At 66.9% G+C, this 14,696-nt stretch carries 13 protein-coding genes; 7 read left to right on the top strand and 6 right to left on the bottom strand.

Annotation, left to right across the window (positions count from 1 at the left end):
• Positions 1-13: 13 nt before the first annotated feature.
• Positions 14-886 (bottom strand): LysR family transcriptional regulator, encoded by an 873-nt coding sequence (locus ABKS89_RS13090; RefSeq protein ID WP_138216543.1) that lies wholly within the window; start codon positions 884-886, stop codon positions 14-16.
• Positions 887-994: 108 nt separating this feature from the next.
• On the opposite strand from ABKS89_RS13090, the gene ABKS89_RS13085 reads away from it, so the two are divergent.
• From ABKS89_RS13085 to ABKS89_RS13055, 7 genes are all read left to right on the top strand, one after another.
• Positions 995-1,741 carry a CTP synthase C-terminal region-related (seleno)protein gene (locus tag ABKS89_RS13085; protein WP_138216544.1) on the top strand — a complete coding sequence of 249 codons (747 nt, stop codon included), beginning with the start codon at positions 995-997 and terminating at the stop codon, positions 1,739-1,741.
• A complete protein-coding gene (locus ABKS89_RS13080; protein WP_081516783.1) occupies positions 1,738-2,061 on the top strand; it encodes an antibiotic biosynthesis monooxygenase family protein in 324 nt (107 codons plus the stop codon). Before ABKS89_RS13085 ends, ABKS89_RS13080 begins: the two co-directional genes overlap by 4 nt.
• A gap of 92 nt (positions 2,062-2,153) precedes the next feature.
• Positions 2,154-2,615, top strand: a complete 462-nt coding sequence (locus ABKS89_RS13075) for a hypothetical protein (protein WP_081516782.1) — start codon at positions 2,154-2,156, stop codon at positions 2,613-2,615.
• A gap of 20 nt (positions 2,616-2,635) precedes the next feature.
• Complete coding sequence (locus ABKS89_RS13070) at positions 2,636-3,061, top strand: VOC family protein (protein ID WP_081516781.1); 426 nt, start codon at positions 2,636-2,638, stop codon at positions 3,059-3,061.
• A 123-nt stretch (positions 3,062-3,184) separates the two neighbouring features.
• Positions 3,185-3,811: a C40 family peptidase gene (locus ABKS89_RS13065; RefSeq protein ID WP_348589111.1), complete on the top strand. Its 627-nt coding sequence runs from the start codon at positions 3,185-3,187 to the stop codon at positions 3,809-3,811.
• Positions 3,812-3,957: 146 nt separating this feature from the next.
• Positions 3,958-4,551: a C40 family peptidase gene (locus tag ABKS89_RS13060; RefSeq protein ID WP_138216547.1), complete on the top strand. Its 594-nt coding sequence runs from the start codon at positions 3,958-3,960 to the stop codon at positions 4,549-4,551.
• 30 nt (positions 4,552-4,581) lie between these two features.
• A complete protein-coding gene (locus ABKS89_RS13055; RefSeq protein WP_138216548.1) occupies positions 4,582-4,875 on the top strand; it encodes a hypothetical protein in 294 nt (97 codons plus the stop codon).
• Positions 4,876-4,882: 7 nt separating this feature from the next.
• Here ABKS89_RS13055 and ABKS89_RS13050 read toward each other — a convergent pair whose 3' ends face one another.
• The 5 genes from ABKS89_RS13050 to tpx all read right to left on the bottom strand — a co-directional run bounded on the left by ABKS89_RS13050 (position 4,883) and on the right by tpx (position 14,605).
• Entirely contained in the window at positions 4,883-6,358 is a 1,476-nt protein-coding gene (locus tag ABKS89_RS13050; protein ID WP_348589112.1) for an efflux transporter outer membrane subunit, read from the bottom strand.
• Entirely contained in the window at positions 6,355-9,471 is a 3,117-nt protein-coding gene (locus ABKS89_RS13045; protein ID WP_138216550.1) for a multidrug efflux RND transporter permease subunit, read from the bottom strand. Before ABKS89_RS13045 ends, ABKS89_RS13050 begins: the two co-directional genes overlap by 4 nt.
• On the bottom strand, positions 9,471-12,593 hold the full coding sequence (locus ABKS89_RS13040) for an MdtB/MuxB family multidrug efflux RND transporter permease subunit (RefSeq protein WP_348589113.1): 3,123 nt from the start codon (positions 12,591-12,593) through the stop codon (positions 9,471-9,473). The genes ABKS89_RS13045 and ABKS89_RS13040 overlap by 1 nt, the downstream gene beginning before the upstream one ends.
• Positions 12,590-13,888: an MdtA/MuxA family multidrug efflux RND transporter periplasmic adaptor subunit gene (locus ABKS89_RS13035; RefSeq protein ID WP_518301018.1), complete on the bottom strand. Its 1,299-nt coding sequence runs from the start codon at positions 13,886-13,888 to the stop codon at positions 12,590-12,592. Before ABKS89_RS13035 ends, ABKS89_RS13040 begins: the two co-directional genes overlap by 4 nt.
• A gap of 216 nt (positions 13,889-14,104) precedes the next feature.
• Entirely contained in the window at positions 14,105-14,605 is a 501-nt protein-coding gene (tpx, locus tag ABKS89_RS13030) for a thiol peroxidase (RefSeq protein ID WP_081516774.1), read from the bottom strand.
• Between the last annotated feature and the right edge of the window lie 91 nt (positions 14,606-14,696).

The following is a 14,696-nucleotide window of genomic DNA, read 5'->3' as shown; positions in this document are numbered from 1 at the left end:
GGGGTCTTTTCATTCAGGCCGGCAGACGAATGCTCCCGGCCAGCTCCTCGAACAGCGTCACCACCGCCCGCAGCGCCCGGCAGTCCGGCCGGGTCAGCAACCAGAGATGGATGCTGCAGCCGGGCAGTTCCGGTTCCAGCACCTGCAGCCCGTCGTCCGGGCGCAGCAGGAACGCCGGCAAGGCGGCGAGCCCCAGCCCCGCGCGGCACAGATCGAGCACCGACAGCATGCTGTTGCAGCGGTAGGCCGGAAGCACCGTCGGGAAAGCCTGGCGGCGCCAGGCGACGCTGGAGTGGTCGGGCAGAAAGTCGTCCGGGGCGATCCAGCTCATGTCCTGCCAGGGGCGCTCGCCCTGCTCGGCCAGGTAATCGCGGTGGGCACAGAGGACGTAATGCACCTCGCCCAGCTTGCGGCCGACAAGATGCTCCGGCGGCGCATTGGTCAGGCGCAGGGCGATGTCGGCGTCGCGGCGGCTGAGGTTGGCGAAGGCGTTGGAGGTGGTCAGCTCCAGGTTCAGCGCCGGGTAGCGCTTCATGAAGCGCGCCAGGGCCGGTAGCAGCAGGCCCTGCAGCACGGTGTCGGAACAGGTCAGGCGCACGGTGCCGCTGAGCACGTCGTGGCCCTGCTCCAGCCCCAGACGCGCCGCTTCCAGCGCCTGTTCGGCGAGTTCCGCCTGGGTCGCCAGTTGCTGCGCGGTGGCGGTCGCCAGGTAGCCGTTGCGACCCTTCTCGAACAGCGCGGTGCCCAGCGCCTTTTCCAGCCGGCGCACGGCGCGGAACACGGTGGAGACGTCTACCTCGAGCAATTCCGAGGCACGCGCAAGGCTGCCTCCGCGCACCAGCGCCAGCACCAGGGCGAGATCGGCGTATTCCAGACGGTATTGCATCGACGCACTCCAAGGTTGCGCAACCGCCCATTTTCGATTGCACCTGCGCAACTATAAATTGCCTCCCATGGGCCCGCCAATGGGCCACGACGCCAAGGGGAACACAGGATGGGAAAACGTCGTAAAGCACTGCGCATCGGCCTGATCGGCGACCGCGACAGCCGCGTCACCGCCCACTGGGCGATTCCCCTCGCCCTGCAGCAATCGCTGCTGCCGCATTCGGGCACCCTGCGTGTGGACTGGCTGGACACCCCGCGTCTCGCCCAGGGCCTGGACCTGGAGGCGTACTCCGGCTTCTGGTGCATCCCCGGCAGCCCCTACCTGAACACCGACGGCGCGCTGCGGGCGATCACCTTCGCCCGCGAAAACCGGGTGCCCTTCCTCGGCACCTGCGGCGGCTTCCAGCACGCCCTGCTGGAGCGCGCCCGCAACGTCCTCGGCTGGAGCGACGCGGCCCACGCCGAGATGGATCCGGAAGCGACGCGCCCGGTGGTGCATGCCCTGCCCTGTTCGCTGGTGGAAGTCAGCGAAACCATCCGCCTCAGCGCCGGCTCGCACCTGGCGGCCATCTATGGCCTACCGGACATCCGCGAGGGCTATCGCTGCAGCTATGGGGTGAATCCGGAGTTCCAGGACGAGCTGTTCGGCGGCTCGCTGCGCGCCTGTGCCCATGGCGAGGACGGCAGCATCCGCGCACTGGAAGCGACCGACCATCCGTTCTTCGTCGCCACCCTGTTCCAGCCCGAGCGCAAGGCCCTGGCCGGCATCGCCGTGCCACTGGCCGAAGCGTTCCTGTCCGCTGCTTTCCGCCATCAATCCAGCCAAGAGCCCACTCGCATCGGGAGCCCCGCATGATCGCCAGCACACCGCAACCGCCCTACTACGCCGTGACCTTCACCTCCTACCGCACCGAGCTGGACGAAGGCTACGGCGCCACCGCCGAGCGCATGCTGGAGCTGGCCGCACAGCAGGACGGCTTCCTCGGCGTCGAATCGGCCCGTGGCGCCGATGGCTTGGGGCTGACCGTGTCCTACTGGCGCGACGAGGCCGCCATCCGCCAGTGGAAGCAGCAGACCGAGCACCGCATGGCCCAGCAGGCCGGCCGCCGCGACTGGTACAGTGCCTTCCGCGTGCGCATCAGCCGGGTCGAGCGCGAATACGGTTTCGAACGCTGAGCGACCCGTTCTGGCCCAGACACGACATGCCGGGTTCGATGCCCGGCGCACATCGTCTAGGCTGGTCCCCATCGAGCACAGGGGACCGACGCATGCACCGACAAGCCAGTGAACTGCAGGCCGCCTACCTGGGCGAAGTCCGCGGTGAAAACTTCTTCCTCGGCCTGGCCGAGCAACTGCCGGAGGGGGCGTCCTCGATGCTCCTGCTGGCGCGACTGGAACGCCAGACCGGCCTGCGCATGGCGCGGCTGCTGCAGCGCCACGGCCTGCCGCTGGGCGACACCGCGCACGCCGCCGCCCAGGGCCGCCAGCGTGCCGCCGATTGGCTCGGGCTCGACTGGCCACAGACCCTGGAAAAACTCGAAGTGCTGGTGGAGCCCTACGTCCAGCGCTACGACAGCCTGGCCATCGAGGGCGACGACGATGACCGCGACATCCTCGACGACCTCGCCGAGCACGAACACGCCCTGCTGGACTTCACCCGCCTCGCCCGCGAGGGCCAGATGAGCGCGGCCAAGGCCACCATCAGCCGCCTGCTGGCCGTACCGGCCTGAACCTGACTGGGAGCACGTCCATGGCGCTATCGCCCTTCCACCTGGCCATTCCCGTCTACGACCTCGCCCTGGCCCGGCGTTTCTACGGCGAGGTGTTCGGCCTCGCCGAGGGCCGCAGCAGCGCCCAGTGGGTGGACTTCGATTTCTTCGGCCACCAGCTGGTGATCCACGAGCACCCGCGCACCGCCAGCCAGGAGGCGGCGCACACCAACGCCGTCGATGGTCATGACGTGCCGGTGCCGCACTTCGGCGTGGTATTGCCCTGGGAGGATTGGGAGCGCCTGGCGCAGCGGCTGCGCGAACGTGGTACGCAGTTCGTCATCGAACCCCATGTGCGCTTCCAGGGCCAGGTGGGCGAGCAGGCCACGCTGTTCCTCTTCGACCCCTGCGGTAACGCCCTGGAGTTCAAGGCCTTCAAGGACATCGGTCAGCTGTTCGCGCACTGAGCGCTGACCGATCATCCTCAGTGGAATTAGCCTTCAGATCTACTGGAAATTTCCTACATCGATCTTCCCTAGCCGTTCCTAGGATGGCGCCCGTCCCCACCGTTCACCTCGAGGTGATCCGACGTGCGCCCCCTCTGCTGGTTCCCGCTCTACCTGCTCTGCACCCTGGGCGCAACGAACGCCCTGGCCGATGATTTCGACGCGCCGGACTGGCGCCGCTACGAGCACGCCTCCATCGACCGGACGCTCACGCCCGCTGGCCTCACCGCGCGCACCGGCACCGCCTGGCAGGTCACCCAACTGGGCCGCCGCTACCACTTTGCAGTGGCCACGTCGCGCAACGTCCCCGGCCCGGCGTACAGCCGGGCGGAAACCTCGCGCATCATTGCCCGCGCCCACGAGCTGATCGGCACGCCGTACCGCTGGGGCGGCCAGAGCGAGGAAGACGGTTTCGATTGCAGCGGGCTGCTGGTCTACCTCTACCGCAGCATCGCCAATCGCAAGCTGCCACGCACCACCCACTCGATGATCGCCCAGCGGCACAACGCAGTGAGCCGGGACGCACTGCAGCCGGGCGACGCAGTGTTCTTCAACCACAACGGCGAAGGCAGCACCAGCCACGTCGGCCTGTATATCGGCGACGACCGCTTCATCCACGCCCCGAGCACCGGCAAGAGCATCCGCATCGACTCGCTGGACAACAGCTACTGGAAGCGCAGCTACACCACGGCGCGTCGCTTCAGCGGTTGACCTGCCGGGCAGACGAAGGCAGGTCACTCCCCATCTCTCAATCGGAAAATGCCTACAACGACTTGCAGCTTCCCCTCGTTAATCCGAAGCAGGGGATTTCTAAGATGGCGCCCCGTTCCACTACCTAGTCCCACGATGTACCCAAGATGCGTTTCCTCACCCTTCTGAGCACAACCCTGCTGCTCGCCATCACCACGTCTCACGCCGAAGCCCGCGAGACAAAGCGCACGACGTCACACAAGGCCACATCCAGCCTGTCGCGTTCCAGCCATGCGAAAGTGGTCAATCGCAACAACGTCCGCCTGCACCGCGAGGTGAAGCGCCCGCTGCAACCGGGTGTGCACAAGGCTCAGGCGGGCAGCAGCTCCCGTGTGGTAGCCCGTGCCCGCCAGCTGATCGGCGTGCCCTACCGCCGCGGCGGCACCACGGTTGCCAACGGTTTCGACTGCAGCGGGCTGCTGGTCTACCTGTTCCGCACCGAAGCGGGCATGAAGCTGCCACGCACCACCGGCCAGATGATCGACAGCGGCAGCCAGCGCGTCGGCCGCGGTGAGCTCAAGCCCGGCGATGCGGTGTTCTTCAACCGCAATGGCCGCGGCGATATCAGCCACGTCGGCCTGTACATCGGCAACAACCAGTTCATCCATGCACCCAGCAGTGGCGAGCGCATCCGCATGGATTCGCTGGACAACAGCTACTGGGAACGCAGCTACACCACCGCCCGCCGTTTCAACGGCTGATTCCACTTCCGCCACAGGACTTACACCACAATGCCCAGCCTGCTGGTCGAGATAGTGCGTTACACCGAAGAGTGCTTCCCCGGTTGGGCCGAATGCCGCCTGATCGACGCTGGCGGGCGCGACTGGCGCTTTCTCAAGCCGCGCGCACGCCTGCGCACCCTCAATCAGGACGATCGCCTGCCGGCCGTAGGCCAGATCGACTGCGAAGTACTCGAGCGCCTGGAAGGCACCGCACTGGTCAGCACGGCGTTCCCGCGCGGGATCAAGTCACTGGATGGGGAAAGCCATTTCCGCATTCCCCTCAGCGCCCTGATCGAGGACTGACGCGGGCTCAGTCCCGCGTCGCCTGCCCTTCCTCGGCAATCTTCGCCGCATCCCAACCACCGCCCAGCGCGGCGATCAGCTGCACGCTGGCGGTCAGACGGCTACCCGTCAGGGTCAGCAGCGTGCGCTCGTTGGACAGCGCGCTGGTCTGGGTGGTGACCACGTTGCTGTAGTCGATGGTGCCGGCCTTGTACTGGTTGGTGGTCAGGCGCAGCGCCTCGCGGGCGGAATCCAGCGCTTCCTGCTGCACGCCGCTTTCCTCTTCCAGCACCTTGAGCTGGACCATGTAGTCCTCGACCTCGCGGAAGCTGTCCAGCACGGTCTGCCGGTAGCTGGCCACGGTCTGGTCGTAGCTCGCCTCGGCCTGCTCGACCTGGGAGGCGATCAGCCCGCCGTCGAACAGCGTCATGGCGAACTGCGGACCGATGGACCAGTAGCGGTTGGGCGTCTCGATCCAGTTCTGGAAGCTGCCGCTGCGGTAGCCACCGGCGGCGGTGAGGGTCAGGTCGGGGAACCAGGCGGCCTTGGCCACGCCGATCTTGGCGTTGGCGGAGATCACCTGGCGCTCGGCGGAGGCAACGTCCGGGCGCCGTTGCAGCATCTCCGACGGCAGCAGCGCCGGCACTGCCGGCAGGTTCGGCACGCCGTCCACGGCGGCCAGGGAGAACTGCGCTGGCGGCAGGCCAACCAGCACGGCAATGGCGTGCTCCAGTTGCGCCCGCTGGTACTTCAGGTCGATGGCCTGGGCCTCGGTGCTTTTCAGCTGGGTGCGCGCCTGGGCGACGTCGGCCTTGGTGACGATGCCGGCGTTGTACTGGTTCTCGGTGAGCTTGAGCGAGCGCTGGTAGGCCGTGACCGTGTCGTTGAGCAGCTTGATCTGCTGGTCCATCACCCGCAGTTGCAGGTAGTTCTGGGTCAGCTGCGATTGCAGCGAAAGCCGCGAGTTGGCCAGGTCCGCCGCGCTGGCGTCCATGCTCGCGTTGTCGGCTTCCAGCTGGCGGCGCAGCTTGCCCCACAGGTCCAGCTCCCAGCTCACACCGAGGCTCGCCGAATAGCTGTTGCTGATCGAGCTGCTGCCGCCGCCACTGCTGACGGTAGAACCGTCCGGCAGACGCACGCTGCCGCCGCTGCCGGTGCCTTGCCCGGAACGGGTCTTGCCGACGTCGGCACTAATGGTCGGGAAGAACGAGGAGCGTGCGCCCTTGGCCAGCGCCTGGGCCTGACGATAGGACGCGAGCGACTGCGCCAGGGTCTGGTTGGCAGCCACCAGGCGGGTCTGCAGGTCGTTCAGCGTGGCGTCACCGTACAGCTCCCACCAGGCACCGTGGTTGAAGCCGTCCTGCGGCTTCGCCAGTTGCCAGCCCTGGCCCTCCTTGAAGCTGGCGGGCACCGTCAGCTCGGGGCGCTGGTAGTCCGGGCCGATGGCACATCCGGCCAGGGCCACGGCCAGCGCCAAGGGAAGAAGCGAACGGGAACGGATCATACGGGTGTCTCCAGGGCGCCGTCGGTGCGCACGCCGCGCTTCTTGTTGACCCAATGGCGCAGGCGGTCGAGGTAGAGGTAGACGACGGGGGTGGTGTACAGGGTCAGCAACTGGCTGCCGATCAGGCCGCCGACGATGGTCATGCCCAGCGGGCGACGCAGCGCGGCGTCGCCGCCGATGCCGAAGATCAGCGGCAGCGCGCCGAGGATGGCGGCCAGGGTGGTCATCATGATCGGCCGGAAGCGCTTCATCGCCGCCTCCAGAATCGCGTCCCGGGGTGACAGGCCCTGGGTGCGTTCGGCGTCCAGGGCGAAGTCGATCATCATGATGGCGTTCTTCTTCACGATGCCGATCAGCAGGATCACCCCGATCAGCGCGATCAGCGACAGCTCGGTGCGGAACAGCATCAGTGTGAGCAGCGCACCGACGCCCGCCGAGGGCAGCGTCGAGAGGATGGTCAGCGGATGCACATAGCTCTCGTAGAGGATGCCCAGCACGATGTAGACCGACACCAGCGCCAGCAGGATCAGCCAGGGCATGTCGTTCTGCGTGTCCTGCACGGCGCCGGCGTTGCCTTCGAAGGTGGCCTGGATTTCCATCGGCAGGTGGATCGGTTCCACCGCCGCCAGGATCGCGTCGCGGGCCGGGCCGATCTGCGCGCCCTGGGCGAGGTTGAAGGAGAAGGTGGTGGCGGCGAACTGGCCCTGGTGATTGACCTCCAGCGGCGCGCGACTCGGTTCGATGTGGGTGAAGGCCGACAGCGGGATGCGCTGCCCTTCGCTGTTGATCACGTAGACCTGGCGCAGCTCCTCGGGCGTTTCCTGGTACGGCTGGGCGACTTCCATCACCACGTGGTACTGGTTCAGCGGGTTGAAGATGGTCGAGACCTGCCGCTGGCCGTAGGAGTTGTTCAGCACCGCGTCCACCTCGGCGACGTTCACCCCGAGGCTCGCCGCGCGGTCGCGGTCGATCACCAGGCGGCTCTGTACGCCCTTGTCCTGGGCGTCGCTGTTCACATCGACGATCTGCGGCACCTTGTTCATCGCCGCCTCGACCTTGGGCGCCCATTCGCGCAGCAGGTTGAGGTCATCGCTGCGCAAAGTGAAGTCGTACTGCGCGTTGCCCTGGCGGCCACCGATGCGCACGTCCTGGCCGGCGACCAGGAACAGGTTGGCGCCGGGGACTTGCGCCAGCTTCTTGCGCAGGCGGTTGACGATGGTTTCGGCGGAGTCGCGCTCGGTGATGTCCTTCAGGGTGACGAAAAACGAGCCGGTGTTGCTCGACTGCCACTTGCCGCCGCCGACGAAGCCCACCACGTTCTCCACGCCCGGGTCCTCGGAGAGGATCTTGCGGAACTGCGCCATCTTCTTGTCCAGCGCCTGGAACGAGATGCTCTGGTCGGCCACCGCGAAGCCGCGCAGGCGCCCGGAATCCTGCTGCGGCAGGAAGCCCTTGGGCACCACCACGAACAGGTACAGGTTCAGCGCGATGCAGCCGAGCATGATCATCACCATCAGCCGCGAGTGCTCCAGCGCCCAGCTCAGGCTGGCGCGGTAACGCTGCATGAAGGCAACGAAATAGCGGTTGCTCTGGCGCTCCACCGAGGCCTTCTTCGGCCCGCGCTCGACCGGCTTGAGCAGGCGCGCGCAGAGCATCGGCGTCAGCGTCAGGGAGACCACCAGCGATACCAGGATGGCCGCCGCCAGGGTCACCGAGAACTCACGGAACAGCCGCCCGGTGATGCCGCCCATGAGCAGCAGCGGGATGAACACCGCCACCAGCGACAGGGTCATCGACAGCACGGTGAAACTCACTTCCCGCGCGCCACGGATCGCCGCCTGGATCGGCGGGTCGCCCTCCTCGATACGCCGGGCAATGTTCTCCACCACGACGATGGCGTCGTCCACCACGAAGCCAGTGGCAATGATCAGCGCCATCAGCGACAGGTTGTTCAGCGAGAAGCCGCACAGGTACATCACCGCGAAAGTGCCCACCAGCGACACCGGCACCGCGAGACTGGGGATCAGCGTGGCGCGGCCGTTGCGCAGGAACAGGTAGACCACCAGGATCACCAGCACCACGGAGATGATCAGGGTCAGCTCGGCCTCCTCCAGCGAGGAGCGGATCGATGGGCTGCGGTCGTCCATCACCGACAGCTTCACCTGCGGGCCGAGCACGTCCTGAATGATCGGCAGCTGCTCGTGGATGGCGTCGGTGGCCTCGATGATGTTGGCGCCGGGCTGGCGGGTGATGATCAGCAGCACCGCCGGCAGGTCGTCGGAGAAGCCGGCGTTGCGCACGTCTTCCACCGAGTCGGTGACCTTGGCCACATCGCGCAGGCGCACCGCCGCACCGGTGTCGGCGTTGTAGTGGACGATCAGCGGGGCGTACTCGCTGGCCTTGCGCAGCTGGTCGTTGGAGTCCACCTGCCAGTGGCGCTCGCCGAACTCCAGCGAACCCTTGGGCCCGTCGGCGTTGGTGTTGTTGATGGCGTTGCGCACCGTGTCCAGGGAAATGCCGTAGTGGCTGAGCTGGTCCGGATTGACGTCGACGCGCACCGCCGGCAGCGAGGAACCGCCAATGCTCACCTGCCCTACGCCCTTCACCTGCGCCAGCTTGGGCGAGACGATGGTCGAGGCCAGGTCGTACATCTGCCCACGGGTGTAGGTATCCGAGGTCAGCGTGAGGATCATGATCGGCATGTCCGACGGGTTCGCCTTGCGGTACGTCGGGTTGTTCGGCATGCCCGAGGGCAACAGGCTCATGGCCGCGTTGATCGCCGACTGCACCTCGCGCGCGGCGCCGTCGATGTCCTTGGACAGGTCGAACTGGATGATGATGGTGCTGTTGCCCAGGGAGCTGCTGGAGGTCATGTCGGTGACCCCGGCGATGCGCCCCAGCGAGCGCTCCAGCGGCGTCGCCACCGTGGAGGCCATGGTTTCCGGGCTGGCGCCGGGCAAGGACGCCTGCACCAGGATGGTCGGGAAGTCGACGTTGGGCAGCGGCGCCACCGGCAGCAGGCTGAACGACAGCGCGCCGGCCAGCATCAGCGCCAGGGTCAGCAGGCAGGTGGCGACCGGGCGCAGGATGAACAGGCGAGACAGGCCGCCCATCAGCCACGCTCCGCCGGGTCGATGCTGTTCACGTCGAGGCCGTGACGGCCACGCCAGGCCGCCCAGCGCGCAGCCAGGCGGTCGAAGTACAGATAGATCACCGGCGTGGTGAACAGCGTCAGCAGCTGGCTCACCAGCAGGCCGCCGACCATGGTGACGCCCAGCGGCTGGCGCAACTCGGCGCCGGCGCCGCCGGCGAGCATCAGCGGCAGCGCGCCGAGCAGTGCCGCCATGGTGGTCATCAGGATCGGCCGGAAGCGCAGCAGGCACGCCTGGTAGATCGCCTCATGGGGCGGCTTGCCCTCGTTGCGTTCGGCGTCCAGGGCGAAGTCGATCATCATGATCGCGTTCTTCTTCACGATGCCGATCAGCAGGATGATGCCGATGATCGCCACGATACCGATGTCCTGCCCCGAGAGCATCAGCGCCAGCAGCGCGCCCACGCCCGCCGAGGGTAGCGTGGAGAGGATGGTCACCGGGTGGATGAAGCTCTCGTAGAGGATGCCCAGCACGATGTACATGGTGACGATGGACGCCAGCACCAGCAGCAGGGTGTTGGACAGCGAGGCCTCGAAGGCCTGCGCCGCACCACGGAAGCTGCCCTGCAGGCTGACGGGCATTTCCATCTGCGCCTCGACGTCGCGGATCGCCTGTACCGCCTCGCCGAGGGCGACGCCCTTGGCCAGGTTGAAGGAGATGGTCGCGGCCGGGAACTGGGCGATGTGGTTGACCGCCAGCAGGGTGTGGCGCTCCTCCACCTTCGCCAGGCTCGACAGGCGCACCTGGGTGCCATCGCTGGACGGCACGTAGAGGTTCTCCAGCGACTGCGGGCCGATCTGGAATTCCGGCGCCACCTCCAGCACCACGCGGTACTGCGTGGCCTGGGTGAAGATGGTGGAGATCAGCCGCTGGCCGAAGGCGTTGTACAGCACGCTGTCGATGTTCGACAGGCTCACGCCCAGGCGCGAGGCAGTGTCGCGGTCGATGTTGATGTAGGCCTGCAGGCCCTTGTCCTGCCAGTCGGTGGCGACGTCGGCCAGCTCCGGCAGTTGCTGTAGTCGGTCCACCAGGCGCGGTACCCAGTCGGCGAGGACATCCGGGTCGGCGTCCTGCAGGGTGAACTGGTACTGGGTGCGGGCGATGCGGTCTTCGATGGTCAGGTCCTGCACCGGCTGCATGTACAGCTTGATGCCGGCGATCTGGTCCAGTTCCGGCTGCAGGCGGTGGATCACCTCGCTGGCGGTCACGTCGCGCTCGGCGTGGGGCTTGAGGTTGATCAGCAGGCGCCCGGTGTTGAGCGTGGCGTTGGTGCCGTCGACACCGATGAAGGAGGACAGGCTGTCCACCGCCGGGTCCTTCAGCACGATCTTCGCCAGATCCTGCTGGCGGCTGGCCATGGACTGGAAGGAGATCGACTGCGGCGCTTCGGCGATGCCCTGGATCACCCCGGTGTCCTGCACCGGGAAGAAGCCCTTGGGCATGAAGATGTACAGCAGCGCGGTGAGCACCACGGTGGCGATGGCCACCAGCAGGGTCAGCGGCTGATGGCGCAGCACCACGCGCAGGGCGGCGGCATAGCGCTCGATCATCTTGTCGATGAAGCGCCCGGCGGCGCGGGCGAAGCGCCCTTCCTTCTCCGGCTCGACGTGACGCAGCAGCTTGGCGCTGAGCATCGGCGTCAGGGTCAGGGAAACGAAGCCGGAGATCAGGATAGCCACCGCCAGGGTGATGGCGAATTCGCGGAACAATCGCCCGGCCACATCGCCCATGAACAGCAGCGGGATCAGCACGGCGATCAGCGAGAAGGTCAGCGAGATGATGGTGAATCCGATCTGTTTCGAGCCCTTGAGCGCCGCGTCCAGCGGCTCGTCGCCCTGCTCCAGGTAGCGCGCGATGTTCTCCACCATGACGATGGCATCGTCCACCACGAAGCCAGTGGCGATGGTCAGCGCCATCAGCGTCAGGTTGTTGATCGAGAAACCGGCGAGGTACATCACGCCGAAGGTTCCGATCAGCGACAGCGGCACGGCGAAGCTGGGAATCAGCGTCGCAGAGATGTTGCGCAGGAACAGGAAGGTGACCATCACCACCAGGCAGACGGCGAGGAACAGCTCGAACTGCACGTCCGCCACCGAGGCGCGGATGGTCGTGGTGCGGTCGGTGAGCACCGTCACTTCCAGGCTGCCGGGCAGGGTCGCCTGCAGCTGCGGGAGCATCTTCTTGATGCTGTCCACCACCTCGATGACGTTGGCGCCCGGCTGGCGCTGGATGTTCAGCACCACCGCCGGCGAGGTGTTGGCCCAGGCGGCCAGGCGCACGTTCTCGGCGTCGTCTTCCACGCTCGCCACGTCGCGCACGCGCAGCGGCGAGCCGTTCTTGTAGGCGATGATCAGGTCGCGGTAGGCGTCGGCGGACTTGAGCTGGTCGTTGGCGTCCAGGGTCGAAGAGCGGGTCGGGCCGTCGAAGCTGCCCTTGGGGCCGTTGAGATTGTTGTTGGTGACGGTGGTCTGCAGGTCCTGCAGGCTCAGGCCGGCGGCCGCGAGGGCGCCGGGGTTAGCGCGAATGCGCACGGCCGGGCGCTGGCCGCCGCTGATGCTGACCAGGCCGACGCCGGAAATCTGCGAAATCTTCTGCGCGAGGCGCGTGTCCACCAGGTCCTGGATCTGCGGCAGCGGCATGTCCGGGGACATCACCGCCAGGGTGAGGATCGGTGCGTCCGCCGGGTTCACCTTGCTGTACACCGGCTGGTTCGGCAGGTCCTTGGGCAACAGGCTCTGCGCGGTGTTGATCGCCGCCTGGACTTCCTGTTCAGCGACATCGAGGTTGATCTGCAGGCTGAACTGCAGGGTGATCACCGAGGCGCCGCCGGAGCTGGTGGAGGACATCTCGTTCAGGCCGGGAATCTGCCCCAGCTGGTTTTCCAGCGGTGCGGTCACCGAGGAGGTCATGATGTCCGGGCTGGCGCCGGGGTACAGGGTCACCACCTGGATGGTCGGGTAGTCCACTTCCGGCAAGGCCGAGATCGGCAGGAAGCGGTACGCGATGATCCCCGACAGCAGGATCGCCACCATCAGGAGCGTGGTGGCGACCGGCCGCAGGATGAACAGGCGGGACGGGTTCATTCGCTCTTACCGCTGTCCTGGACCGGAGTGTCCGAACCGAACGGCTTGGCGGTGGACTTGTCGCCCTCCTCGCCGGCGGCCGCGCGGGCCTTCTCGTCGGAGGCGGCGATGTTCATGCGGGTGCCGTCGCGCAGGCGGTCGGTGCCTTCGACGACGACGCGATCACCCTCCTTCAGGCCCTCGGTCACGACCACGCGCTCGCTCTCGCTGGTGCCCAGAGTAACCAGCTGACGCTTGGCCTTGCTCTCTTCGCCCACCAGGTAGACGTAGGTGCCATCGTTGCCGCGCTGCACGGCGTTGGCCGGAATGGTCAGCACGCCCGGCAGGGTCTCGGCGAGCAGGCGCACGTTGACGAACTGGTTGGGGAACAGTTTGTGGTCGTCGTTCTCGAAGCCGGCCTTGAGCTTGACCGTGCCGGTGGTGGTGTCGATCTGGTTGTCCAGGGTCTTCAGCACGCCGGTGGCCAGGGTCTGGTTCTGGTTGCGGTCCAGCGCCTCGACCGGCACCGGCTTGTTGCCGTACAGCTCGCGGGCGATGGTGCCCAGTTGCTGCTGCGGCAGGCTGAACACCACGGAGATCGGCTTGACCTGGGTGATGACCACCAGCGGCGTGGTGTCGCCGGAGGTGACCAGGTTGCCCACGTCCACCTGACGCAGGCCGACGCGGCCGGAGATGGGCGCGCGCACCTGGGTGAATTCGAGGTTGAGCTTGGCGTCGGCGACCTGGCCCTGGTTGGTCTTCAGGGTGCCTTCGAACTGGCGCACCTGGGCTTCCTGGGTGTCCAGGGTCTGCTTGGCGATGGAGTCCTCGGCGTACAGGCCCTTGTAGCGGGCCAGGTCGATCTGTGCGTTCTTCAATTGCGCCTGGTTCTGCAGCAGGGTGCCCTGGGCCTGGTCCAGCGCGGCCTGGAACGGACGCGGGTCGATCACCGCGAGGACATCGCCGGCCTTCACTTCCTGGCCTTCCTGGAACGGCACCCTGACCAACTGGCCACTGACCCGCGCGCGGACGTTGACGGTGTTGTAGGCCGTCACCGTGCCCAGTGCGTGGTAGTGCACCGGCAGGTCGCCCTTGACCACCGGCGCGACGCTGACGGTCACCGCCGTGCCGCCCTGCCCCGCGGCCATCTGTCCCGGCCCCGGTCGCCCGCCCCGCCCGCCCTGGGCTGCCGGCGCTCCCGAAGACGTCGAGTGCAGCCACATGATCAGCCCGACTACGGCGGCGAACAGCAGCGCAGTGATGAGCCAGGGGCGCAGGGTGCGAAGTTTCGAGGGCGATCCGTTGCTTGCAGTCATGGGGCTCTGTCTTTTGAAAAGGGGGCTTGGCGCAAAGAAGTGAGAATACCGAGGCTGAACGATAAGCACAGCATGGCCGCAGGCAAAGTCTCTTTACCCGCTATTTACCTTTGATTTACCGGGAGTTACGAATTACCGGGGCATTGCGACCCGGAAATGGCGCGGGAGGTTCCGCGCCACTGGGGCCAGTCCTGACGGACTGGCCCGATCCTTCCATCAGGCCAGGGCGGCGATGGCGGCGGCGTAGTTCGGCTCGTCGGCAATCTCGCCTACCAGCTCGCTGTGCAGCACCTTGTTCTGCTCGTCCAGCACCACGACAGCGCGGGCAGCCAGGCCGGCCAGCGGGCCGTCGGCGATGGCTACGCCGTAGTTGGCGAGGAACTCGCGGCCACGCAGGGTGGACAGGTTCACCACGTTCTCCAGGCCTTCGGCGCCGCAGAAGCGCGCCTGGGCGAACGGCAGGTCGGCGGAGACGCACAGCACCACGGTGTTGGCCAGCTTGCTGGCTTCAGCGTTGAACTTGCGCACGGAGGTGGCGCAGGTCGGGGTGTCGACGCTGGGGAAGATGTTCAGCACCTTGCGCTTGCCGGCGTAGGTTTCCAGGGTGACGTCGGACAGGTTGCCGGCGACCAGCGACAGGGCCGGAGCCTGCTCGCCTTTCTGCGGCAGCTTGCCGTCGACGGAAACCGGGTTGCCCTTGAGGGTAACTTGAGCCATTGCTTGGGTCCTTCTGTGAGGGATGGCGGCGCTGGCGGATTGCCAGCGCCGCAGGAGGATTCGGGGCCGGGGCAGATGCTAGCACGACTTT

The sequence above is a fragment of the Pseudomonas sp. LABIM340 genome (genome assembly GCF_040017195.2).
GTDB lineage: Bacteria > Pseudomonadota > Gammaproteobacteria > Pseudomonadales > Pseudomonadaceae > Pseudomonas.
This window is presented reverse-complemented; position numbering and strand designations above follow the sequence as displayed.